The 21,553-nt window shown below is 40.3% G+C and carries 20 protein-coding genes; 6 read left to right on the forward strand and 14 right to left on the reverse strand.

All coding sequences use genetic code 11. The features are described 5' to 3' along the window. Nucleotides 1-38: 38 nt before the first annotated feature. Complete coding sequence (locus tag AC0J2X_RS08325; RefSeq protein WP_069944339.1) at nucleotides 39-1,208, reverse strand: hypothetical protein; 1,170 nt, start codon at nucleotides 1,206-1,208, stop codon at nucleotides 39-41. A gap of 298 nt (nucleotides 1,209-1,506) precedes the next feature. Here AC0J2X_RS08325 and AC0J2X_RS08330 point away from each other — a divergent pair, with 298 nt between their 5' ends. Further along, nucleotides 1,507-2,763, forward strand: a complete 1,257-nt coding sequence (locus tag AC0J2X_RS08330; protein ID WP_039232979.1) for an alpha/beta hydrolase — start codon at nucleotides 1,507-1,509, stop codon at nucleotides 2,761-2,763. Nucleotides 2,764-3,078: 315 nt separating this feature from the next. Here the strand turns inward: AC0J2X_RS08330 and AC0J2X_RS08335 are convergent, their stop codons facing one another. The 4 genes from AC0J2X_RS08335 to AC0J2X_RS08350 all read right to left on the reverse strand — a co-directional run bounded on the left by AC0J2X_RS08335 (nucleotide 3,079) and on the right by AC0J2X_RS08350 (nucleotide 6,559). Further along, on the reverse strand, nucleotides 3,079-3,477 hold the full coding sequence (locus AC0J2X_RS08335; RefSeq protein ID WP_039232981.1) for a hypothetical protein: 399 nt from the start codon (nucleotides 3,475-3,477) through the stop codon (nucleotides 3,079-3,081). Further along, on the reverse strand, nucleotides 3,467-4,039 hold the full coding sequence (locus AC0J2X_RS08340; protein WP_039232985.1) for a hypothetical protein: 573 nt from the start codon (nucleotides 4,037-4,039) through the stop codon (nucleotides 3,467-3,469). The genes AC0J2X_RS08335 and AC0J2X_RS08340 overlap by 11 nt, the downstream gene beginning before the upstream one ends. Nucleotides 4,040-4,353: 314 nt before the next feature. After that, a complete protein-coding gene (locus tag AC0J2X_RS08345) occupies nucleotides 4,354-4,899 on the reverse strand; it encodes a hypothetical protein (RefSeq protein WP_039227739.1) in 546 nt (181 codons plus the stop codon). 19 nt (nucleotides 4,900-4,918) lie between these two features. Then, nucleotides 4,919-6,559 carry a response regulator gene (locus AC0J2X_RS08350; protein WP_069944342.1) on the reverse strand — a complete coding sequence of 547 codons (1,641 nt, stop codon included), beginning with the start codon at nucleotides 6,557-6,559 and terminating at the stop codon, nucleotides 4,919-4,921. Between the two features lie 121 nt (nucleotides 6,560-6,680). Here AC0J2X_RS08350 and AC0J2X_RS08355 point away from each other — a divergent pair, with 121 nt between their 5' ends. The 3 genes from AC0J2X_RS08355 to AC0J2X_RS08365 all read left to right on the forward strand — a co-directional run bounded on the left by AC0J2X_RS08355 (nucleotide 6,681) and on the right by AC0J2X_RS08365 (nucleotide 8,681). Further along, nucleotides 6,681-7,235 carry a VC2046/SO_2500 family protein gene (locus AC0J2X_RS08355; RefSeq protein WP_069944343.1) on the forward strand — a complete coding sequence of 185 codons (555 nt, stop codon included), beginning with the start codon at nucleotides 6,681-6,683 and terminating at the stop codon, nucleotides 7,233-7,235. A gap of 149 nt (nucleotides 7,236-7,384) precedes the next feature. Next, nucleotides 7,385-8,380, forward strand: coding sequence for an oxygen-dependent tRNA uridine(34) hydroxylase TrhO (gene trhO, locus AC0J2X_RS08360; protein WP_014949513.1), 996 nt, complete (start codon nucleotides 7,385-7,387; stop codon nucleotides 8,378-8,380). Between the two features lie 52 nt (nucleotides 8,381-8,432). Next, nucleotides 8,433-8,681 (forward strand): EF-hand domain-containing protein, encoded by a 249-nt coding sequence (locus tag AC0J2X_RS08365; protein ID WP_039220280.1) that lies wholly within the window; start codon nucleotides 8,433-8,435, stop codon nucleotides 8,679-8,681. A gap of 389 nt (nucleotides 8,682-9,070) precedes the next feature. Here the strand turns inward: AC0J2X_RS08365 and AC0J2X_RS08370 are convergent, their stop codons facing one another. The 7 genes from AC0J2X_RS08370 to AC0J2X_RS08400 form a co-directional block, all read right to left on the reverse strand. Beyond that, a complete protein-coding gene (locus tag AC0J2X_RS08370) occupies nucleotides 9,071-10,024 on the reverse strand; it encodes a hypothetical protein (RefSeq protein WP_069944344.1) in 954 nt (317 codons plus the stop codon). A gap of 535 nt (nucleotides 10,025-10,559) precedes the next feature. Further along, nucleotides 10,560-12,476, reverse strand: coding sequence for a GGDEF domain-containing protein (locus AC0J2X_RS08375; RefSeq protein ID WP_069944345.1), 1,917 nt, complete (start codon nucleotides 12,474-12,476; stop codon nucleotides 10,560-10,562). A gap of 111 nt (nucleotides 12,477-12,587) precedes the next feature. Next, entirely contained in the window at nucleotides 12,588-13,730 is a 1,143-nt protein-coding gene (locus AC0J2X_RS08380) for a PIN-like domain-containing protein (protein WP_069944346.1), read from the reverse strand. Between the two features lie 320 nt (nucleotides 13,731-14,050). After that, nucleotides 14,051-14,584 carry a hypothetical protein gene (locus tag AC0J2X_RS08385; protein ID WP_069944406.1) on the reverse strand — a complete coding sequence of 178 codons (534 nt, stop codon included), beginning with the start codon at nucleotides 14,582-14,584 and terminating at the stop codon, nucleotides 14,051-14,053. 242 nt (nucleotides 14,585-14,826) lie between these two features. After that, complete coding sequence (locus AC0J2X_RS08390) at nucleotides 14,827-16,152, reverse strand: DEAD/DEAH box helicase (protein ID WP_014976575.1); 1,326 nt, start codon at nucleotides 16,150-16,152, stop codon at nucleotides 14,827-14,829. A gap of 245 nt (nucleotides 16,153-16,397) precedes the next feature. Continuing rightward, a complete protein-coding gene (locus AC0J2X_RS08395) occupies nucleotides 16,398-17,051 on the reverse strand; it encodes a CoA transferase subunit B (RefSeq protein ID WP_014949519.1) in 654 nt (217 codons plus the stop codon). Continuing rightward, entirely contained in the window at nucleotides 17,051-17,758 is a 708-nt protein-coding gene (locus tag AC0J2X_RS08400; protein WP_069944349.1) for a CoA transferase subunit A, read from the reverse strand. The genes AC0J2X_RS08395 and AC0J2X_RS08400 overlap by 1 nt, the downstream gene beginning before the upstream one ends. 122 nt (nucleotides 17,759-17,880) lie before the next feature. Here AC0J2X_RS08400 and AC0J2X_RS08405 point away from each other — a divergent pair, with 122 nt between their 5' ends. Beyond that, nucleotides 17,881-18,765, forward strand: a complete 885-nt coding sequence (locus AC0J2X_RS08405; protein ID WP_069944350.1) for a LysR family transcriptional regulator — start codon at nucleotides 17,881-17,883, stop codon at nucleotides 18,763-18,765. Nucleotides 18,766-18,802: 37 nt separating this feature from the next. Here the strand turns inward: AC0J2X_RS08405 and AC0J2X_RS08410 are convergent, their stop codons facing one another. Then, entirely contained in the window at nucleotides 18,803-19,561 is a 759-nt protein-coding gene (locus tag AC0J2X_RS08410) for a hypothetical protein (protein ID WP_014949522.1), read from the reverse strand. Between the two features lie 95 nt (nucleotides 19,562-19,656). Then, nucleotides 19,657-20,361 carry a sensor histidine kinase gene (locus AC0J2X_RS08415; RefSeq protein WP_014976578.1) on the reverse strand — a complete coding sequence of 235 codons (705 nt, stop codon included), beginning with the start codon at nucleotides 20,359-20,361 and terminating at the stop codon, nucleotides 19,657-19,659. Nucleotides 20,362-20,569: 208 nt separating this feature from the next. Here AC0J2X_RS08415 and cysB point away from each other — a divergent pair, with 208 nt between their 5' ends. Then, complete coding sequence (gene cysB / locus AC0J2X_RS08420; RefSeq protein WP_014949524.1) at nucleotides 20,570-21,544, forward strand: HTH-type transcriptional regulator CysB; 975 nt, start codon at nucleotides 20,570-20,572, stop codon at nucleotides 21,542-21,544. Nucleotides 21,545-21,553 lie beyond the last annotated feature (9 nt).

Consider the following 21,553-nt stretch of genomic DNA (forward strand, 5'->3'; position numbering starts at 1 on the left):
TGAGCGCTACCGAAAACCAGCCCGACAAAATGCGTTTGTTAAAATTTGTTTGCAAGTGCTTCAAAATGCGCCTTTAAGTCTTCACTGGTAGACATAATCGTACACAACTTTTCTTTCTGGTACTCTGTGAGAAAAATCTTACCAAGCCGCTGTAAATGCATAATCTCGGAAGGTTGAATAGGCGTATCTAGCCCTCCGCCAAATGATTTCTTATAGTGCCAGTGATTAAAATATATGAATGAGTAAAACTCATTTACGTTACAATCTTTGAAATACTCTTCATAGCTCATATCTTTATATTTAAGCAATGCCTGCTTATAAGCAGCAGGGCTCGAGCACAAATTAGAATAGCTTTCTTTATGCACTTCATCGTAGGCAGTTATAGCATCTCCTTTATTCTTAAGAACACGAACGCCATAATTCATAGGGGATACTTTGCCTCCCCACCACTCACTGAAAAGCGATGGATAGAGATCGATCTCGAGAAGGGTATTAATGCAATTAAACTCCTTCATCTCATGATGAAATGGAGGGCTAAATTGAATGCCAACCTCTTCTGCGTATGACAAACACACCGCATCTAATAATTTTTCAGAAAACCTACATATTAGGTCGTATACGTCTACGATCTTATCGTAGCTACCTGATTTATTCTTGAATTTCACATGGAAGAACCATTTTCTTGATATTCCTAAGCATTCGCCAGGCTCTCCATGCTCTAAATCCATAAATGCCATATTATGAAAAACTAGAAGGTCATGAAATATTTCATCTGTGTTTTTCATCGCTAAGTCCCAGGAATAACTCCCCGGTGCTCTTAAATCACCCATCCCTATTTTAGCGAGGTAGTCTTGGGATGACTTTATTCTAAAGAGACCAGTAATTATTGACTCTGCTGGAAAAATAAGGGCCTGGTGCGCACTGACATCTCTAAGTTTCTTTAAGATTTCATAGTCTTCTTGGTTTTCTCTGCGATACAAGTTTACGCAGGAATTCAACCACGTTGGCGAGTTCTTAATTGCAGTCTCTATAAAAAATAGCAATGACCTTAGAGAGTTATTTAAGTTTAAAATAAACAGCTTGGGATTATGATAGGAAACATCCAGTGAGTCTCTGTTCTCATGAACAATTTCAATATTCTGCACCAACTCAGGATGAGATTTAGACATTCCTTCAAAAAATAGTGAAGACTTCTCTAGATTAAACACTCGCATTCCTTGAGAAATTTAATAGATTATTACTGAGAAATCATAGTACCACCCATCTCCACTGAAAAACTATCCACTTTGTTTACGTGGGAAAAGGTAAGAAATGTCCGCTTGACGTACACAGAAGACCTGTAAGCCCATAGGCACCTTAAGACAAAGAGCGGACGGTCGCGCGTGAATTCATGAGAGACGCAAACAGGCAGAATGGCGACGCTCGCACTTTTATTGGGTAGTTGGCTTTTTTAGCTTCGTTTTAATGGTTGTACTTATTTGAATGTTTTCCAAAAGGAACAAGCTATTGAAATGGATTTTTTTTGCTATTAGCTTCGCATTTTTCATAAACATATCGACAGACGCTAATGCGAATGCAGAGCTAAGGGAGCAAATTAAGGAAGAATACCCAACGGAAAAACTTATTGAGATTTTTCTAGCTTATAAAAAGGACGAGACTTCACTTTCTAAATTTTTCGATTCACTACAGGAAATGCACATCGTTGAACGCGATCTAGAAAATCCTGAATTCTCCACGGTCACTTACTTTGCCAAAGGCTCAACGCTGACAGATTACTTTATGCAGTCTGGAGGTCCGGATTTTTACGGCTTACGGTTTAAACAAATTGGAGATAGTGATTATTATTACTGTGTTCAACGAATACCAAGCAATGCGTGGTTCAACTACGGTATCAACGAATTCAAAAAAATATCCACTGAGACTACAGCCTTTTACAAAACCGAGATTGAGCACGTATTTGATGGCTCAGTAATTGGTCCAGATGCGCCACTTTCTCAAAATGTATTTCATAATAGTGATACTAGAGTTGTTCTCGAACAAATAAGCATCGAAAGTAAATACATGAATAGTGCTCGCGATGTCTTTGTTTACTTACCAAAAACATATGAGCCTGATAATTCTTACAATATTCTAATACAACTCGATGGTGAAAACTTTGCCGTAAATGCGAGTTATGACGAGCAATGGAAGGGATGGACACCATTACCTACCATTCTTGATAATCTTCATTCACAACAAAAAATTACACCTGTAATTGCCATTTTTGTACTAAACAAAGATAGATCCAAAGACTTGCTCAATGGAGCATTTCCTTCTTTTGTTGTAAAGGAAGTATTGTCGACCGTTACAAGAAAGTATCAAGTTGAACCTAAAAAAGTAGTTATTTCTGGTCCTAGCCGCGCTGCATACGCAGCGGCGTCTACAGCATTCTTGCATTCTGAAAAAGTCAACGGCGTTTTATCTCAATCAGGTTCTTTTTACTACACGTTACAGAAAAAAGAGAATTGGCCCATTTACCCTAAATTTGAAGGGAAAATACTGAAAGAATATATGGATGCAGAGACGTTGCCCATCGATTTTTATATCGATGTGGGGCTATATGACCTTGGGTTAGCAAGAGTCGGTACGAATCGACAGTTTCGAGATATATTAAAGCTTAAAGGATATGAAGTTGAGTATAGAGAATATAATGGAGGACACGCACATCTGAACTGGCGACATTCGATTTCGGATGGTCTACTATACTTTTTTCAAAGTCGATAAAAACTAGTCAATCAAAGTTTTCGCTCTACATTAGCCTCAAATTTATCACCTTTGAGCGGCGGCTTATGAACATGAAAAGTCTTTATTGGCTTGATTGCCCAACGTCCGCTTTACGTACTCTTGTGCCTTTCAACTACAAATATTTGAACTTCTGCTTTTGGCTCGGAGCTTAACTACAGCGAGCACTGACGGGTTTCAACAGACAAGGATCGGAAGTTGAGCGAACTAAAAATTCCAATAATTATATATACCCCCACTCTAAATTATGGAACAAAGTAAGCGGAGCTTACATGTTATTGTTTAGCTTACTTGATACTAAGGCTGCCTAAATTCAAGCCATTTACGTAGGAGCTTTAAAAAGTTAGCAATTGATGAGATTGTGTAGACAATTACTACAAACCAAATAATTTGATACAAGGTAATAATCTGATTCATATCCATGAAAGAGAAAGTCGTATATTTTGCGTGTTCTATAAATAGTGGTGTCATTGTAAATAGTAATGAAACTAAAATGCTAAAATTGGGAAGTGAGCTAAAAATGACAGTACCACGAATTTTTTTTCTTAGTGAATCTAGCTGACTTGATTGCTCCTTTGGAGGTTTGTTAAACGCTAGTGCCTTTTCGACATTTTTTAAGTTTGTAGTCATATGAAAGACTGCAATAGCAAAAAGAACGCTTATAGCTGACAAGACATTAGGTAGCTCAGCCGCCAAAATGGTTCTCCAATGCATTGTATGTATCAGTGCTCATAAAATACAACTTTGAGCCTACACTTTTCTTTTTTACAGGGTTATAACCAGCACCTTCTTTGGCAACAATTAAGTTAAACTGCTCGACGAAAACATCAGACGCAATAGTTAAATCATACCCACTATTGGTAGATTGTGCTGACCTGAATGTTGATGTGAGCGTTTTTTGCAACTCGTTGGAAAGTCTCGTCCTATACCTAGAAAGCGTATTTCTGAGTAAAGTTCTCGACTGTGTTGATGTTAGCTGGAAAACCGTAGAGACTTCGTCATCACTTGGAAGGTAGGGCGAATAAAATTTTTTAATTAGATAAAAGAGTCTGTCTTGCTTTGACTCATCTGCTCTGTTTGACATGCCTTTCCCAATTAGCATCTCAAGATATTCAATCAAGCTAGCTTCTGCAATCTTAACTAAATGGCTTTCTAGTTCACTACAATCAGTAAGGTCTAACGAAGTCATGAGAAGTTCTAATTGGTCTTCAGTATACTCATTCCCGTCTATATCTTGGAGTGTAAATTTAATGTCCATATAAATCGTCCTTGATGAAACCACATTCTCTTATTTGTGAGGCTTCATAATAACACCTATTTTCTCCGAAAAACCATTTTTTGTATTTCCACGTGAACATATAAGATGTCCGCTACACGCTCACAAGAGACTGTCAGATTTGGTCTAGCTCTATCTCTGAAAGTGTCAGGTTAAGTGACGACTAATCCAATTAATTAGTAATACTCTGGCTCAGTACACATTCAGCTCGGTCGATACAGTACTGGTCTTCTCGTAATACAAGAAGAAAACTCCGACTTATGGTGGTAGCACTCAGTACTAAATAAGGTATTAAGTTATAATTCTTTCCAATCGATTTTAAGAACTTTACCTTCTTCGTTAGCAACGAAAAGGGGAAGTTCGGTCAATTTAGTGTTTTTTTGTTTTAATGTTTTAAGGTTCTCGTAGGAATACTGCCTCTGTATATGCCACTCTACCTTATTCCTTGATTTGTATTCTAAATCAATATTCCACCTACCCAGATAAGAAACCGCGCTTGGTTGAAGCGAGAAAAAGCAGCCATCGCATTCAGGTTTTTTAAAACGTCTTACCCCAATGTTCGAAAAAGCTGGAGTTATCGATTTTAGATAGTATTTGCCAGTTTTAACTTTGACGAGTTTTGGGAGGTGTTTCTCGTTAGCTTGACTACCCTCGAATTGCTGTGTGCTAGGTACTTTTAATCCGCGAATAACAAATATTTCACCACTGTTTAGCTCTTCAAATGTCATTCTGTGAATACCAGCATCGGCTAGTACAAAAGACTCGTTCTGACTTAGCGCCTGTTCATTGGCGCTAACCTCGTCGATTAAAATTGCCACCAGTAAAAAAACTAACAACCTCATAGCTCACCAGTTTTCTAATTCAAAAGCCAATATATTTAGAGAGTTCATCTCTAAGGTTGGTGTATTTTTCTTTGTAAGGCGCCTTAAGTGACATATCGTCAATCAATTTAAACAGCCGCTTACACTCATTAATGAGTTTCATTTCGGCTTTATCTTCTTTGATTGCAATTTGTAGAAGACATTGCAATAGATTAAGCGCAACCCCTGTATTTACAGGAGCAAAGCCTTGAGCAAGGGCAAATGAAGCTTTAGCACGTTCGTAATCTTGCTGCTGATAGTGTTGAATGCCTTCGCGGTTGAACTGTTGATAACTGGCTAAGTTTTTCTGAGCATTGAGGGCTTGCGCATCCAGCATGTTTAGACTGTTTTGGTCGAGCTCATCCTGTCTTGAAGTTAAAAGTGCATTCAACTGTAGCGCATCATCAAACTCACCCAGTTTATACATAACGTTAATACTGTCAGGAATAAACGCGGTAGGAACTTCCGTGTACTTATCGTCAAGCAGTGTTTGTGACGTTGTTAAGTGGCGTTTGGCATCAATCAGCTTGCCGTCAATAGCACTAATTCTAGCGTTGACGATTGTACCAAATATATCTACGTCAAAATCTCTGTCCATTTTTTGAAGATGTTCATCAAACTTTCCTCGTTGCAGAGTTAGTAATGCTTCTTGCTGATACTTATTGCGCTGGCGCTTGTCGTCTGCAAACTCTGCGACATCTAAAAGGCTTCGGATAATACCGCACCAGTGTAAACTTGTTTTGTGAACGGTTCGTTTTGATAAATCCCAGATCGCTTGGCTTGAACTCGCTGCCAGCACTAAATCGTCATTTTGCCGACCTATTTCACAGGCTTTGAAATGCCTGGGTAAGGAGTAGGGTGACAGTTTTATTGCTTCTTTTATTGCATCAAGTGCTTTGTCGCCAGCTGTGGTGGCTTGGTGTGCTTGCGCAAGAATATCGTGGGCGTCTGCATTGAACCGGTTACGCTTTAGCGTTCTCTTGGCAATTGAAATCGCTTTCTCATATTCCTTTAAAAGCAAGTAAGTTTTTCCAATAGCTATTTGTGCCCACAGCACGGGTTTTCCGTCAATGTAGTCACGTAACACATCTAGCGCTTTATCGGGTTGCTTTATACGCCAGTATAGCTCGACTAATAGCTGTTCACAGTGACCTTTATAGTGGGAAGGGGCGTCAAGTAACGCTTCGATATGGTCGATTGCACTGTTTATTTCACCCTGTTCAACGAGACTAAACGCTTGCTGGAGAAACTGTCTTTTCTGCCACGCACGAACAATACGAGACTTCAGCTGAACTTGAGAAAAGGGCTTAATTAAAAAATCATCGGGTCTACGTTCAATACTGCCCAACACTACCGGTCGAGCGCTATCTGCGCTTATCAGAATGAACACCGAAGTGGGACTGATAAGCCTTCGAGTGCGCAACTCTTCAATGAGCTCATAGCCATTTTTGTTGTCAGCTCCCAAGTGTAGATCACAAATGACAATATCAAACTTATGCTTTTTACATAGTGATACCGCTTGTTCAGCAGATGACTTCGTAACTACATCAGATGCGCCCATCGAATGCATCAGCCCCTTTAATAAAAGAAGGAAAGGGCGTTGGTCTTCAACAATCAGTACTTGTTTGTTGCTAAATTGCATTTCAAATCCATGAATGAGCGCGCGATTACTTTATAGGAGTATATCTAATTTTAGATAATAAGCTTAAGAAAAACATTATCTTGCCGAAAACATAAGTATACATATGAAGTTGTAAATAAGAATGTCGCAAGAAACTGTCGAAGCTCGTGAGCAAATACCTATTGACCCCAGTATATACTGGGAGCGCAGTGGTGTGCTTGCTAAAGCATCTGCGCAGGGAGCGTTGTTCTCTCTATATCTTGCTATGCAGCAACATAGTGTTGCCGAGCCATTTGAAATCGAAGCGGTAGCGTCAGAAAATGATGATAAAAGCAGCATCGAATCCAAGCTTGCATCGTTAAATTATTATAGAAGGCCATCGCTAGCCGCTAATGAAAGCGAATGGGGCAGAATGCGCGTTTTGTCTGAGTTAGTCTCTCAAGACTATGCGGCAGCAAGATTATATTTAAGTATGAATCCCTCTCCACTATCACAAACTGATGATGCTAAACGTCTACCCGACGATGTAGTAGATAATTGTAGTTTGGCAACACAAAAGCGGTTGAAAAAGGAATACGCTAACACCGTGAAGGAAGATAATACGATGCTATACGATATCCTCTCATCACAAGATAAAGAACACCATTCACAACAAGAAAATTCGTCACACTTCACATCTTTTGAGAATATTGCATAGCAGTTATTTCAATTCGTTGTTGCGTGCTAAGTTTGGGTTGACGTAGGAGCGCTAATTCGTATCCGCCCTAGTTTTTATCATTCCTTTTTGTTATATTGCGCGCCGCATTTTTGCACTGGTCTTACGCTCCAATCAGCAAAGGTTAAAATATGTCTAAATATATTGTATGCGCAATGTATAAATTTGTTGCGCTTGAAAACTTCAAAGAAATCCGCCAACCGCTTCTCGAAACAATGGAAGCTAATGGCATTAAAGGTACACTTCTTCTTGCCCACGAAGGGATAAACGGTACGGTTTCTGGTACCCGCGAAGGTATCGACGCATTACTTGCTTATTTAAACAGCGACGAGCGTATTAATCCTATTTCTTGCAAAGAATCTCTTCACGATGAACAGCCGTTCTATCGCACCAAGGTAAAACTGAAAAAAGAAATTGTGACCATGGGCGTTGAGGGTATTGACCCTCGCAAAACCGTTGGTACTTACGTAAAACCTAAAGACTGGAACGCACTTATTAGCGACCCAGATGTTACGGTTATTGACACGCGAAACGGTTATGAAATTGAAATTGGTACGTTCAAACACGCTATCGACCCAAAAACCGAAACGTTTCGTGAGTTTCCTGAATACGTAGCGAAGGAGCTCGACCCGTCAAAAAACAAAAAAGTGGCTATGTTCTGCACCGGTGGTATTCGCTGTGAAAAATCGACGGCTTACTTGAAAGAGCAGGGGTTTGACGAGGTTTATCACTTAGAAGGCGGTATTCTACAGTACCTTGAAGATGTACCGAAAGAAGAGTCGTTGTGGGAAGGCGATTGCTTTGTATTTGATAATCGCGTTGCAGTTAACCATGACTTAGAGAAAAGCCATTATGAGCAGTGCTACGCGTGCAGACTTCCAATTACTGAAGAAGACAAGCAGAGTGATAAGTATGAGCCGGGTGTAAGCTGCCCACACTGCTTTGGTACCCATACCGACGATCAAATTGCTCGCTTTAGAGAACGTGAAAAACAGGTTCAGCTGGCAAAAGAGCGTCAACAAGAACACGTAGGAACGGAAGCGCGTTTGACCATGGAACAAAAGCGTCAGGAAAAAGCAGAAGCTCAACGTTTACGCGCACTTAAAGCAAAAGAAAATCAGGCGTAGACAGCTAGAAAGAAGGGCGTTACACTCGTGCTTATTGCAGTTGAAATAAGGAATGCGAGTGAGCACTCAACTTTCAGAATCTAAAATTGAAGAAATTAGAAAGGACTTCAGCTTTTTCGATCGTGATGGCAACGGCCAAATCGATTTGCCGGAGTTCATCGAGCTTCTAACCGTTATTTCACCAAAAACGAAAGCTAGCCACGTACAAGAAGGCTTTAAGCTTATCGATAGTAACGACGACGGTTACATCGACTTTGAAGAGTTTTTGGAGTGGTGGCAAGAAGGATGGTGGGAGTACTAAGTTTAAACTTAGTAACACTTATCGTCGACTGAGGCTTTTCGACACGCTAGGCTAAGCGTGGAAACGAGGGCTAGGCCACGTAAAAGAGCCAATTGAAAACGAGTGCTTTTAAGCACTCGTTTTTTTTATGTGTTGAGTTTGTTGTTTCGTGTTGGGAGTGAGATATAGCTTCCTTTGAATAGCCTTCAATGTCGGCTTCTAGCGTTAAGCGGACCTTGAAGGTTACTAACGCGCTTGTCCGCTGTAGACAAGGAGCAGACTGTTTAGTTTGTAGCTCTGAGTTTCTGGCATGAGCCAGAATCGGAGTTTGTTTACGCAGAATCGCTTCCCAGACAAATTAGCTGCCTAGAAACCTCTTGATCCTGTAGGCAACTAGTCAATTAACAGTCTTACGAGTCAGCTAGCCAGCGCATTATGTTCAGTAAAAACTCTTCATTTTGTTCCGCACCAACAGAGCGTAGTCCCATCGCTTTGCCTGTACTTTTAACTAATTGCGAAGAGAACATCATGCCTTCAGAAAAAACTGCAACACGTCCTTTACCTAGCTCTATAACAGCACCTTGACTCCATCCTGACATTGGAACCTTTGGTGTATCCGCGTTTACTTGAAACGGTACTTTGGGTTCTGTAGCAGTGATACCGTTTCCTAAATTCAATAGAGATATTGCTTTTTCGGGAGCTTTAAATGCTGAGCCACCGAACGATCTTACCTGTAGTATATCTCGTGACACATTATTAATACTTTGCAGAAAAAGAGGTTGTGATTTTTCACCTATATTTTGCGAAATTTCTTTATTGTAAGTTGTCGCATGTTCTGCGAGAGAGTGATCCACTTTGCTAAAGGTTGCGTTTCCAACATGTCCATTGATGAATTGAAAGCCTAGTGCAAGTGCCAGATTATCAATAGCTTTGGGAAAAGGTGTGTGATCAGCAACTAAAAAAAGTGAGCCACCGTTCAATATCCAGCTCTTGAGAGCTTCAACTTCATGGTCATCAAACGCTTCTCCGTAAGGTGGAAGCCAGTCCTGTCGATTTCTGTCAAGCGCGTTTGCAATTACTAAAATATCCACTTGCCTTAGCTGACTTTCTGTAATTGCTTTATCATTCGAACTGACCCTGAACCCGTCGCTTTCAAGAACTTGCGCAAATGGCTTATACCTGCCGCTCAGCGTCAAAAAGTTATTATGGGCTTCGTCTATTAAAACAAGTGGACTACTCGCAGAGGAAAAGTGTGCAACTCTATGTTTAGGTCTGAAGTCAGGGTCAGATTGTTGAGAGCTATCAGAACAGGCTACCAACAATGCAGCAAAGCCAAAAACAATTAAGCTATTAACTAACTTCATTTTCAACATCCTTATAATAATCAGATAGTGATTAACGTTAAAATTTTACGGTGCTCGACCATACCATGAAAAATGTTTGGAAGGGTAATTGCACATATCAGAAGTATAAAAAGACGTAATTCAGTGGCCGCTCATTGCGTCGTGCATAGTTTAGTGTCTCTACTTCCGCTTTACGTACTTTTCTGCCGTTTAATTACAAATTTTCGAACGGCTGCTTCTGGCACAGAGTTGCCTCAAAGCTAGCGCCGACAGGCAACAATAGACAAGGAGCGGGCGTTCAGGCTTGTGACACTGGATTTCCGTCATTGGTCAAGAGCTGACTTACGGCAAGCACTGGCGAGCTTCAACAGACAAGGAACGGACCTTCAGCTTTTGGGCTTCACACTTTCGAATAGTGCCAAAAATAACGGCTCTTGAGCTAGAATTTAGAAGGTCGATAGGCTCGTAAAGCGCGCAAATTGCAAACGATATTGCTCAATCGGCTTTAGTCAAAGAATGAATATTCAATATTGTTATGCTCAAGTTAAACTAAACTTCAAATTTCAGCACTATGTGTACGTCCTCTTCCTGCTTTTTTAGCTTCGTAAAGTAATTCATCAGCATGTTTTATTGCGAAGCTCACCTCCTTCGCTGTTTTCACTTCAACAACACCGCAACTAAAAGAAACTGATACAGAATCGCTCGTTGAATTCCATGACACCAATTTACCAAAGCTCACGCGAATTGAATCGATTAAGCCTTTAACTTCAATATGAGTTGCATTATCGAAGAGTAATAAAAACTCCTCGCCGCCATATCTAGCGAACTTGTCTGTTTTACGAATTTTGGCGGAAACGTGATTTGAAAACTTAGCCAGCACCTCGTCACCCATTACATGACCATAGGTATCATTAATTTTCTTAAAATTATCTAAATCAATAATGGCTATTACTGTACTCCGCCTTTTATCTGAAATGGAAGTCACTAACAATGGCATTATAGCCCTGCGTGTTAACGCTTTTGTTAAGCTATCTGTGTTTGCTAACTTTGAATTCTCACGATGACGATAAATGAAAAAAACTAGTGCACTTAAGAGAGTTAAAGCTATGAGAGAGATAAGAATTATCCTCAGACGGTTGCTCTCAAGCGTTATCTTTTGATTTTTTAATTGTGACTTAAGTAAAGCAACGGTAGCTTTTTCTATCTGTGAATTTTGAGAGTCTATGATATCAGGTATAAATGCTGAGGTATTTTGCACACTCCGTATACTTTCTAGCTTCGCCTTCTTTAGAAAGCTATAGGCTGACCGGTAATCGCCAATTTCTTCCATAGTGATAGCTGCAATTTCATAAAAGCTTGCGAGCTGATTTGATGGGAAATAGTCAGGTATTGTTTCAATGAGGCTAAGCTCTTCTCTTGCCTTCTTATGGTAACCATTGACGGCGTAGTTGAAGCTATTAATAGCTCTCAACAGAAATTTGGACCTTGGAGCATCATAAACCTTTGAGGATGTGTAATCTAAATTATTTAACGACTCGACTATTTTTTTGTACTCGAGAGACTTCTTAACAGATTTTTGAAATTCATCTACTTTCAAGGCTTCAATTAGTAGAAGCGTTTTTTGAAAGTTGCCATCAAAATCATATTGAAAATTCTCAGCTATCTTCAATGTCTCTGCGATTGCTAAGTTTGCTTGCTCGCTATTCCCCTTATTTTGTTGTGCTCTGATAATATTTATGTAAGGGTATAATCTTTTATCAACCTGAGAGTTCGAGCTAGTAAGAGTGATTAATTTTTTAGATATGAGTATGGTTTCGTCATAGGCTTGTAGGGCTAGGTAGCTATCTGAAACCCATTCTAATGCAAGCTCTAAATACACTTCGTTCAATATAGGTTTGCTACTTCTCGGACGAATATCACCGATTACCTTTTGCCACTCGATTAAGGCGGCAACATGATTTCCTCCCTTGGTCAAAACTACAGCGAGGCTTGATGTAACTTGCACATAAGGCCATTTATCTTTTAACTTCAAGGCTTCGCGCTGGAGATTTACAAGAGAGTTGGCTGCGTCTTCTTGCCCTGTAATCGCGAACTTAGTTTCGATACATATTATCTTTAAAGAAAAGTAAATACGTTCGTTGGATAGTTTTAATCGTTTCCAGAAATCATCATTAGAGCAAAATAAATTTATTTTCTCATTGGGATTTTGAGAGTCATAAACATCGTAAGTGAAAAGGTTGGTTACATTTCGAAAATGTGTTGACTCCTTGTAAAAGCCTAGTTCTTCCAATTTTTTTTGTAGTTCAGGCGCATCAGCATAGATGGCTCCTTCCTCAGCTCTCAGTAAAACATTTAGATAGCCATAATATCGCTCTACTTCTTCTTTGCTGAATGTTTGAGTCACCTCAGCCGATGGGAACTGAGTATATAAAACTAAGATTGCTACTATGGCTCTTACTAAACTATGGGTCAAAATAATGCAGGGCTCTAAAACTTACAAATGTATGTTATAACAAAGATAGACTGTTGGATTTTCACAATTGACATATTTGTGAAGTTTCTTATCAGGCAAGGACCGGACACTTCAATCATCCTTTTCTAAAGTGTTAAGGCTGGGCAGTTCTTTAATAAGTAATGTAGACTTGCCATGGTTAATATCTACGTATTCGTAAGATTCGAGGCGAACAAGCTGTTCACGAATCACCGTTCTGTTATAGCCAACCACTTCTGAGAGTTCTCTTTCAGATGGTAGTTTGGAACCAACCGATAACTTTTGCATATTTAGATAAAAGACTAAATCGTGTAAAGGTTTATATTTCTGTAGTGCTGTAAAAACGCTTTTATCAAGATGCACTTGTTTTACTTCAGCAAGAGTTTCTGCGTCAATGTTGCTATTTAGAAATTCATTTGCATTATTTAGAAAGGTATCTGCACGGTACATATAAAATCGTTTGCTTGTGAAGTCTTTGAACTCCTTAACGAGTTCAGGGCGAGGGCCGATGGTCTTCCCATTAAAAATTTCCCACCAATCTTCCTTTTTATCATCTGTAATAAAAATAACGTCTTTAGCAGAGTCATTCGCATGTGCTAACGTTTGTAGCCATACGACTAAATCACCAAACTTTCTCTTTTGGTCGTTAAAGCTGTCGGCTTCTTTAGCTTTATTGGAATCTTTATAGCCTGGTGGTATAAAACGCCTGTATCTGGTTTCGCCATCCTTGAATACAGTTTCGTACTCTTTCTCTGTGTAAGGAGCTCCAATTTTCCCTTCAAATATTGAAGCAAGAGTATCTTTAATCGGATCATTTAATATTCGATCAGAATGGTATTTTTTGCTTTCAGAAAGTTCTTGTTTTATTTTTGAAAAAGTTGCCTGAAGTTCGTCTAGAGATGATTTGTTAAGGAATGGATGCTGACGATTATTATCAAGTTTACTTTCCAAAGCATCTATGTTTTTCATCGTATCGTCATATGCAGCTTCTTGCGACTTAATTACGGCAAGCCTATTTTGAAAGTATTCTTCTACAGCTTGATGCGAGATCCAAACTCTATCTTGTATTTGTTTCAGAATACGCAAGAAACCTTCACTGGATTTATTTGAATAACGATAGATATTAAGCAGTATGTTGGCATCAAAGACAAATACAGCTTGCTTCCAAATATCGCTTAGTTCTCCATGTTCTTCCCTAAAATAACCAGGAAATAGCTCTTTCATACCCTTGCTCATTGCTCATCCATGCTAATCATCTATGCAAACATTGAGGGTACAATATAGATAGCTCGATAGCCAGAAATTGTAGTTTTAAGCTGATGAACCGAGGTTTATAAGTCGATTATTGTTGCCGCAGGCCATCCAAGGTCTTAGGTCCGCTGTAAGTACATTTCCGCTGTTTCAATAATACCTTGCGAACTTCCGCTTCTGGCACAAAACGGAAGTAGTCGAATAAAAGTAGGATTGTCAGTATCTTCACTCAAACGAACCTTTAACACAAACGCTACTGTAAACAATCACCGCCGCCCTAAAAAGCAATCCTTGGTGAATACAAATTACCAATCAGCGCTGTATACTATATTGGCTGCGGACGCCTCTACTTCTAGTGGGGCTTTATCGTAACCGTATTCAGCCATGTCGAAAAAGTGTTGGGTGACAACTTCATCTAAACTGGCTCGTTCAATCTGTAACACATGCACTAATTCGTGGGCTAACTTGGGCCTATTAAGCTCGAAATCTTTACGAGCATAAATCGAATAGCCGAAAACTTGTGCGTTATTTATTATTCCTTCTCCAACAAGTCCAACGGCTTCGCCAAACACTTTAAGCGCGAAGTTTTCGTAGGGATATGGCACTTCATCTACATAAACAATTCTTACTTTCTTAGGCTGTTTTATGCCTATCTCCGATGCTAGCGCCAATTCTTGTTCGTTCAACGGTTGACCTATTTTTAAGCCTTTCATATCTGTTTCATGTGCCCACTCTATGTATTGCGGCAACAATACGCGTGCTATTATTTTTTCATAGGAAAGTGCCACAACGACTATTACTATAAACAAGGCTAACGATACGAACTTTATAAATTTCATGTGGTTAAAATCCATTTTAAAGGGGGAGTTTGTGCCGCTTACACGCTTTGTTACAAACAGTTGAAGCGTGTAGTCAGCACAATCGACTTGTTTCTATATGCGTAGTAGAGCATATGATGGCGAAGTGTTCCATCAAAGGGCTGTAGGAAATGTGATTAAAAACAAAGTGAAAGGTTACACACCGCTATTCAATAGTGAATTGTGACTAGCGGCGGTGATGGTTCAAACTACGATATAGAGTTTTACTCGTCGTCGTCAGACAGAGTGTTTCTTGGCTTGCGTTTCACAGGAACCATACCAATATCTTCTCCAGACATGGTATCGACACGTTTTTTAGTGCCAGGTTTTGCTGGTTTCGCTACGCGCTTTTTACCACTTTTCGCATTTGATTGTTTCGATACTTTTTTCTTCGGCGTAAAACCTTTGAAAGACGCCGAGAATTCGTCATGCGGTGAACACTCTAACGCATATTGAAGGTGATTCTTAAGCCCCTCGAAACTGTTCCAATCACGAGGGCCAATTAGCGAGAATGCTTCGCCTTTTTGCCCAGCACGGCCTGTACGGCCGATACGGTGAATGTATTCATCAGCGTTCTTAGGAAGGTCAAAGTTAACCACCAATCCTACTTTTGATAGATCTAGTCCACGAGAGGCGAGGTCGGTAGTAACCAGAATACTGTGCTGTCCACGAGCAAACGCACTCATTACTGCTGCGCGTTGGCTTTGTAGCATATCACCACGAAGCGCAATAGCTTCTAAGTTTTGTTCGTTAAGCAGTGCTGCAATTCTATCGGTATCTTCACGGGTAGCTGTAAATACGATAGCTTGGTTGTAGGTACGATTGGCTAGTTCAAACTGTAAAATTTGATCTTTGTTATCAACATTGTCTGCAAAGAAGCACTTCTGTTCGATATCGCCATGCTCTGCGGTTGAGTCTCCTACAGCTACACGGACAGCGCCTTTGGTTAACTGCGTTGTCATATGCTTTAGCTCAATATTATCGAGCGTGGCAGAAAACAACATAGTTTGACGCTTTCTGTGATCAGCATAGTCGTTAATCATTTTAAGCTGAGCAGAGAAGCCTAAGTCTAACATTCGGTCGGCTTCATCAAAGATAAGCAACTCTAAACCGTTTAAATACACACTTTTATCTAATAGATGGTCGGCTACACGACCAGCGGTACCAACGATAATGTGAGGGTTACGGCGAAGCGCTTTAACTTGGTCGTTATAATTTTCACCACCCACAATAAGTGAACAAGTAAGATTTAGCCCGGTACACATTGATTTAGCTTCAATGAAAACTTGTTTGGCTAGCTCTCGAGTTGGCGCAAGAATAAGTGCGCGTGGGTCTTGACGACTAAGGGCCTTTTGCGACATTAGCCTGTTTATAGCTGGCACTAAAAAGGCGAAGGTTTTACCTGACCCCGTTTTTGATGACGCAATAATATCTTTGCCCTGAATAGCAGGCAGCATAGTGCGTTCTTGAATTTCGGTTAGCGTCGAAATGTTTTTCGTTTCGAGCTTTGAAATAATTTTGTGGTGAACAGGTAAATCAGTAACTAGCAAGAAGGTATAGCCTTTTTAAAATGACATTCTGGCGCATTATCCCTTAATGCACGGTGCATTTAAAGGTTTATTGGAAAGGCTTATAAGTTTGAATATTGAAGGCGGGCACTTGTAACAATAGTTATTGAAAAAAGAATATAAAGCTGAAGCAAAGATGTGAGTTAACTCAATGGTGCGCGCTTACCACAAAAGCATAAATACTAAGTGATAAGCGCGACCTTACGATGCACAATTAAACGCAGAATTTAAAACTGCATTTCAGGTACATTTTCAGGAACAACAAGCTTTCCGCCCGTTTTCTCTTTAATTTCGTCAACGCTGACGCCCGGGGCGCGTTCTTGAAGCACAAATGCGCCGTCTTCAACACTCAGCACTGCTAAGTCAGTAATAATGCGCGTAATACAGTTAACACCGGTTAACGGTAAAGTGCATTCGCCAAGTAGTTTTGGGTTACCGTGTTTGTCGGTATGAGTCATAGTAACAATTATGTTCTTCGCGCCAGCAACTAAGTCCATAGCGCCGCCCATGCCTTTAACGAGTTTGCCCGGTATCATCCAAGAGGCAATATTACCCGATACATCAACCTCAAATGCGCCAAGTACAGTAAAGTCAACATGACCACCGCGGATCATGGCAAAGCTCTCGGCGCTACTAAAAATAGATGCGCCTGTGATAGCCGTTACCGTTTCTTTACCAGCGTTTATCATATCAGCGTCAATTTCACTTTCAGTCGGGTAACGTCCCATACCCAAAAGGCCGTTTTCTGACTGCAGCATCACGCTGATGTCATCTGGCACATAGTTAGCTGCAAGGGTAGGGATACCTATGCCTAAATTGACGTAATCGCCATCTTTAAACTCTTGAGCGACGCGCATTGCGATTTGTTCTCTACTAAGCATTACACTGACTCCTTGCTAACTACACGGCGTTCAATACGTTTTTCAAATGAACCTTGAATGACACGGTTTACATAAATCCCGGGAGTGTGGATCTCGCTAGGGTTCAAATCACCAGGCTCTACAATTTCCTCTGCTTCTACCACAGTGACTTTACCTGCAGTAGCGGCCATAGGATTAAAGTTTTGTGCTGTATGGCGATAAATACAGTTTCCGTAAGTATCTGCTTTCCATGCTTTTACAATGGCAAAGTCGCCAGTAATAGCATGTTCAAGAATATAAGGACGACCGTTGAATTCTTTGACTTCTTTTCCTTCACCAACAGGCGTGCCATAACCTGTGGCAGTGTAGAAGGCAGGAATGCCAGCACCACCAGCGCGCATTTTTTCAGCTAGCGTTCCTTGAGGTGTAAGCTCAACTTCCAGCTCACCGTTAAGCAGTTGTTTTTCAAACAGGGCATTTTCACCTACATAAGAAGACACCATTTTTGCTATTTGTTTGTCTTCTAGTAAAAGACCCAAGCCAAATCCGTCTACACCACAATTATTAGAAACTACAGTAAGGCCAGATACGCCCATTTTCTTAATTTGGCCTATCAGTCCTTCGGGTATACCACACAGCCCGAAACCGCCCGCAATAACTGTCATACCATTTTCAAGGCCAGCCATTGCTTCTTCGTATGAGGATACAACTTTGTTAAATCCCGCCATTCTCTATCTCCAATGCATTTGTTAAAAATAAGTATCGACATTGTTGCTTCATTTGTAAAATCGAATTAATCTTGCGATTAATAAAAACTATTTATTAATTTTTGAAGTCAGTTGAAAAGTTTATGGATGTTTCATACCGTCAAATAAAAGCGTTTGTAGAAGTGGCCAAGTCATCAACCTTCGCTGAAGCCGCGGTAAATCTACATTTAACACAGCCAGCTTTGTCATCGGCAATTAAAAAAATGGAAGAGCAGTTAGGCGGTAAGTTATTCCAACGCAATACACGCAATGTAAGCCTAACACCAGAAGGAGAGGTGTTGTTTCCAAATGCTTTGAGGCTACTGCACGACTGGGACAATACTTTTTCTGATATTCAAAATTTGTTTGCTATGGCGAAAGGGCAGCTTACCATTTGCGCTATGCCGTCATTTGCCGAGTCTCATTTACCGAATATCTTGTCAGTATTTCATCGACGAATTCCAAACGTAAACTTACGAATTGTCGATGTAGTAATGGAGCAGGTAATTCATGAAGTTACTACAGGCCGCAGCGAGATTGGGTTCTCGTTTGAGCCAGAGCGCAAAGATGGTTTAGTGTTTAAAAGCCTTTTTGCTGATGAGTTTGTTGTTGTGACCAACAAAGCACAATCAGCCCATTTAGGGGACAAGTTGCATTGGCAGGACTGTCTAAAACTTCCATTGGTAATGATGAATAGGGGATCTGCGGTACGCCACTGGACTCAATCTAAGCTAGCACAATATGGTGAGCTGAATATAATCGCGGAAACGGGGCAGCTATCTACACTAGGAAAGCTTATTCTAAATGGTTTAGGTATATCTATTATGCCGGCGATTTGTAAAGCGCAAATGGAGGGATTGGGGCTAGTAACAAAAGAAATTAGTGACATGCCTCTGGTGAAAAATATTGGAATAATTCGAAATGCGCGAAAAGGGTTATCGCTGCCGGCTCAATCTATGTGGGACATGGCCGTAGCGCATTATGAGTGAAATAATGCGCTTTATAGTTTCTAAGAAAAGGTTCGACCTACCACTTCTTCTTAGGTGCGAACAACTCGTCTAATTCGTCTCTTTCTTCTTCTTGCTTCTTGGCGCGATCTTTTTCGTTCACGCTCTTAAGGTTGCTTTGGATTTCGTGTAACCACTCGTTAAGTGTAGCAAGTTTAGACATTGAGTATTCGTCTTGGGGATTTTGATTTTCTAGTGCGTTTTTCGCCTTTTCAAAATACTGTCTGGCTGACCCAAGCATATTGGTTTGAAGTGCAGCGCGGCCGCGCTTAATCAATGTTTCTACATTTACTTTTACCTGCAAGCGTTCAAGCTGCTTATCTTCATCCATGAATACTTTAGAATCAATTTGCCCTTTGCTATGTTCTGAACGAAGAATAATGCGCAGTTTCTTAACGGCCTGAATGTATTGAATGATCATTTTGTCGTTGTCGGGTAACGCGAAATCGTTAGTGATACCGCTATTGTCCGAAAGAGCAGCGGCGGTTGCTTGCTCACTGCTTGAGATACGCTGTTTTAGTTCAGATGTACTCGATAAATCGTTCATTGCTTTCAAGGCATTTAGAATACGATTGTGAAGTATGCCCATAATGCGCGAAGAAACAGGCATGTTTACACAGGCGGCAATAACGTTCTCAGTTTCGTCGACAATAGTACGCTGTTTGGCAAGTTCAGTTCTGCGCTCAGCCTCTTGCTTTTGACGATGTTGTTGCATTGCATTGATAAAAATAGCTGCGATTAGCAAAACAACAATTAATATAATAATAATCACGTACATGCGTGTGTTTCCGTCTGTTTTTTATTTTTTATAACGTTAACGTATTACTACGTACGAGCGTTACTTTTTGTATTACTTAATGTTATCGGTCAATCTTACGGTATTTTTACTTCAAATACACTTCCACCGAGACTCCCGCCGTTGGAAAGGGCGATTGAACCCACTTTATCTCCTTGAGAATGTGCGTTTGCAATTAACTTCGCAAAAAATAACCCCAATCCCGTTCTTCCTTGGCTTAACTCAAAGTCACAGAGCTCTTCGTGGCTTTTAGTTAACATCGCTTCAGGATAGCCACGACCATCATCCTCTATTTTAATAGTCATGAAGTCGTTCTCGTCTGCCTTGGCACTTACTATTATTTTGGATGTTCCATAGCGCATTGCGTTAATGATTACATCGTTTAATAACAAATAAATTAACTCACTGTCTAAGTACCAGCTAAGGTCATCTTCGATAGCGATGCTTATATCAATATTTTTCTGAGATACATATAACGCATTAGAGCCAACAACATCTTCAACCAAATCTTTGATGAAACTTTCGTCAACGGTAATGGGTAAACTTTCTAATTCAGCCCTGTACAAAGAGAGTACTTGAACAAGATTGGTGTTGAGCCTAGATGCTTCATAATGAACACTCGCAACTTGCTCTCTAGCTTTCTCGTCGTGAGGAGAAAGGGCGTCGCTGAGTGTTTCAATAGATTGAATAAGGAGAAAAAGTGAATTTTTCATATCGTGCACAGCAGCTGCCAACACCGATGAAAAATCAATTGTGGATGTAACTTGTTTACTGCTACTCATTATCTATCTAACACCGTGCTTTTTAATCACCTACCCATAATGTAGAAGAAATCGGACAAAGGCGAATAAATCCCACTCGAAAATGCAAAAATTCAATTATTTTCAACTTTATAATGCCAATTTCGTAATAGCAACTAGTAAAAAAAGGTGGTTTTGGTTATAACGGGGGGAGTACAGTGTCAGTCTATCGCATTAAACGGTGTAAAATATGAAGCTACAGCAACTACGGTATATCGTAGAAGTCCTCAATAACAATTTGAACGTGTCAGCAACAGCAGAAAGTTTATATACCTCACAGCCGGGTATCAGCAAACAAGTTCGCATGTTGGAAGATGAACTAGGTGTTCAGATTTTTGGCCGTAGCGGTAAGCATTTAACACACGTAACAGACGCGGGTAATGATGTAATCAATATAGCTCGTGAAATACTAGCCAAAGTAGAGAGTATTAAAGCGGTAGCAAGGGAGCACACGCTTCCAGATCAAGGTAAACTCAATATTGCGACTACGCATACGCAAGCCCGTTATGCATTACCTGATGTTATTCAGGGTTTCATGAGCAAGTATCCAAAAGTGTCATTACACATGCATCAGGGCACGCCGTCTCAAATTAGCGACCTGGCTGCCAAGGGCGAAGCCGATTTTGCTATCGCTACCGAGGCTCTCCACTTGTACAACGATTTAGTCATGCTTCCTTGTTATCACTGGAATCGCAGTGTAATAGTAAACAAGGACCATCCCTTGTCGAAAAAGGGCACTATCGATATTTCAGACATTGCCAAATATCCGTTGGTTACTTATGTTTTCGGTTTCACCGGGCGCTCTGAATTAGATCAAGCGTTTGAAAGGGCAGGGCTAACACCTAAAATCGTGTTTACCGCAACAGATGCCGACGTTATTAAAACCTATGTTCGCTTAGGTGTCGGTATTGGTGTTATTGCGTCGATGGCGGTAAGCGAAGAATTAGATGATGATCTTGTGAAGATAGATGCTAGTCACCTGTTCGATTACAGCACGACGAAAATTGGATTCAGAAAAGGGTCGTTCTTAAGAAGTTATATGTACGACTTCATTGAGCGTTTTGCGCCTCATCTGACCAAGGACAAGGTTGAGAAGGCTATGATGCTGAAAAATAACGAAGAAGTAGAAAAAATGTTTAAAGGCGTGACGCTTCCAGTAAAGTAAGCGCAGCGC

The organism is Alteromonas sp. R7 (assembly GCF_055755235.1).

Excerpts from the sequence above, each read along its gene's own strand:
- AC0J2X_RS08345 (WP_039227739.1), bottom strand. The coding sequence starts at position 4,899 with ATGAGGTTGTTAGTTTTTTTACTGGTGGCAATTTTAATCGACGAGGTT.
- AC0J2X_RS08340 (WP_039232985.1), bottom strand. The coding sequence starts at position 4,039 with ATGGACATTAAATTTACACTCCAAGATATAGACGGGAATGAGTATACT.
- AC0J2X_RS08395 (WP_014949519.1), bottom strand. The coding sequence starts at position 17,051 with ATGCTTAGTAGAGAACAAATCGCAATGCGCGTCGCTCAAGAGTTTAAA.
- AC0J2X_RS08380 (WP_069944346.1), bottom strand. The coding sequence starts at position 13,730 with ATGAGCAAGGGTATGAAAGAGCTATTTCCTGGTTATTTTAGGGAAGAA.
- AC0J2X_RS08365 (WP_039220280.1), top strand. The coding sequence starts at position 8,433 with ATGCGAGTGAGCACTCAACTTTCAGAATCTAAAATTGAAGAAATTAGA.
- AC0J2X_RS08385 (WP_069944406.1), bottom strand. The coding sequence starts at position 14,584 with ATGAAATTTATAAAGTTCGTATCGTTAGCCTTGTTTATAGTAATAGTC.
- AC0J2X_RS08370 (WP_069944344.1), bottom strand. The coding sequence starts at position 10,024 with ATGAAGTTAGTTAATAGCTTAATTGTTTTTGGCTTTGCTGCATTGTTG.
- AC0J2X_RS08350 (WP_069944342.1), bottom strand. The coding sequence starts at position 6,559 with ATGCAATTTAGCAACAAACAAGTACTGATTGTTGAAGACCAACGCCCT.
- AC0J2X_RS08410 (WP_014949522.1), bottom strand. The coding sequence starts at position 19,561 with ATGTACGTGATTATTATTATATTAATTGTTGTTTTGCTAATCGCAGCT.
- AC0J2X_RS08405 (WP_069944350.1), top strand. The coding sequence starts at position 17,881 with ATGGATGTTTCATACCGTCAAATAAAAGCGTTTGTAGAAGTGGCCAAG.
- cysB (WP_014949524.1), top strand. The coding sequence starts at position 20,570 with ATGAAGCTACAGCAACTACGGTATATCGTAGAAGTCCTCAATAACAAT.
- AC0J2X_RS08355 (WP_069944343.1), top strand. The coding sequence starts at position 6,681 with ATGTCGCAAGAAACTGTCGAAGCTCGTGAGCAAATACCTATTGACCCC.
- AC0J2X_RS08400 (WP_069944349.1), bottom strand. The coding sequence starts at position 17,758 with ATGGCGGGATTTAACAAAGTTGTATCCTCATACGAAGAAGCAATGGCT.
- AC0J2X_RS08415 (WP_014976578.1), bottom strand. The coding sequence starts at position 20,361 with ATGAGTAGCAGTAAACAAGTTACATCCACAATTGATTTTTCATCGGTG.
- trhO (WP_014949513.1), top strand. The coding sequence starts at position 7,385 with ATGTCTAAATATATTGTATGCGCAATGTATAAATTTGTTGCGCTTGAA.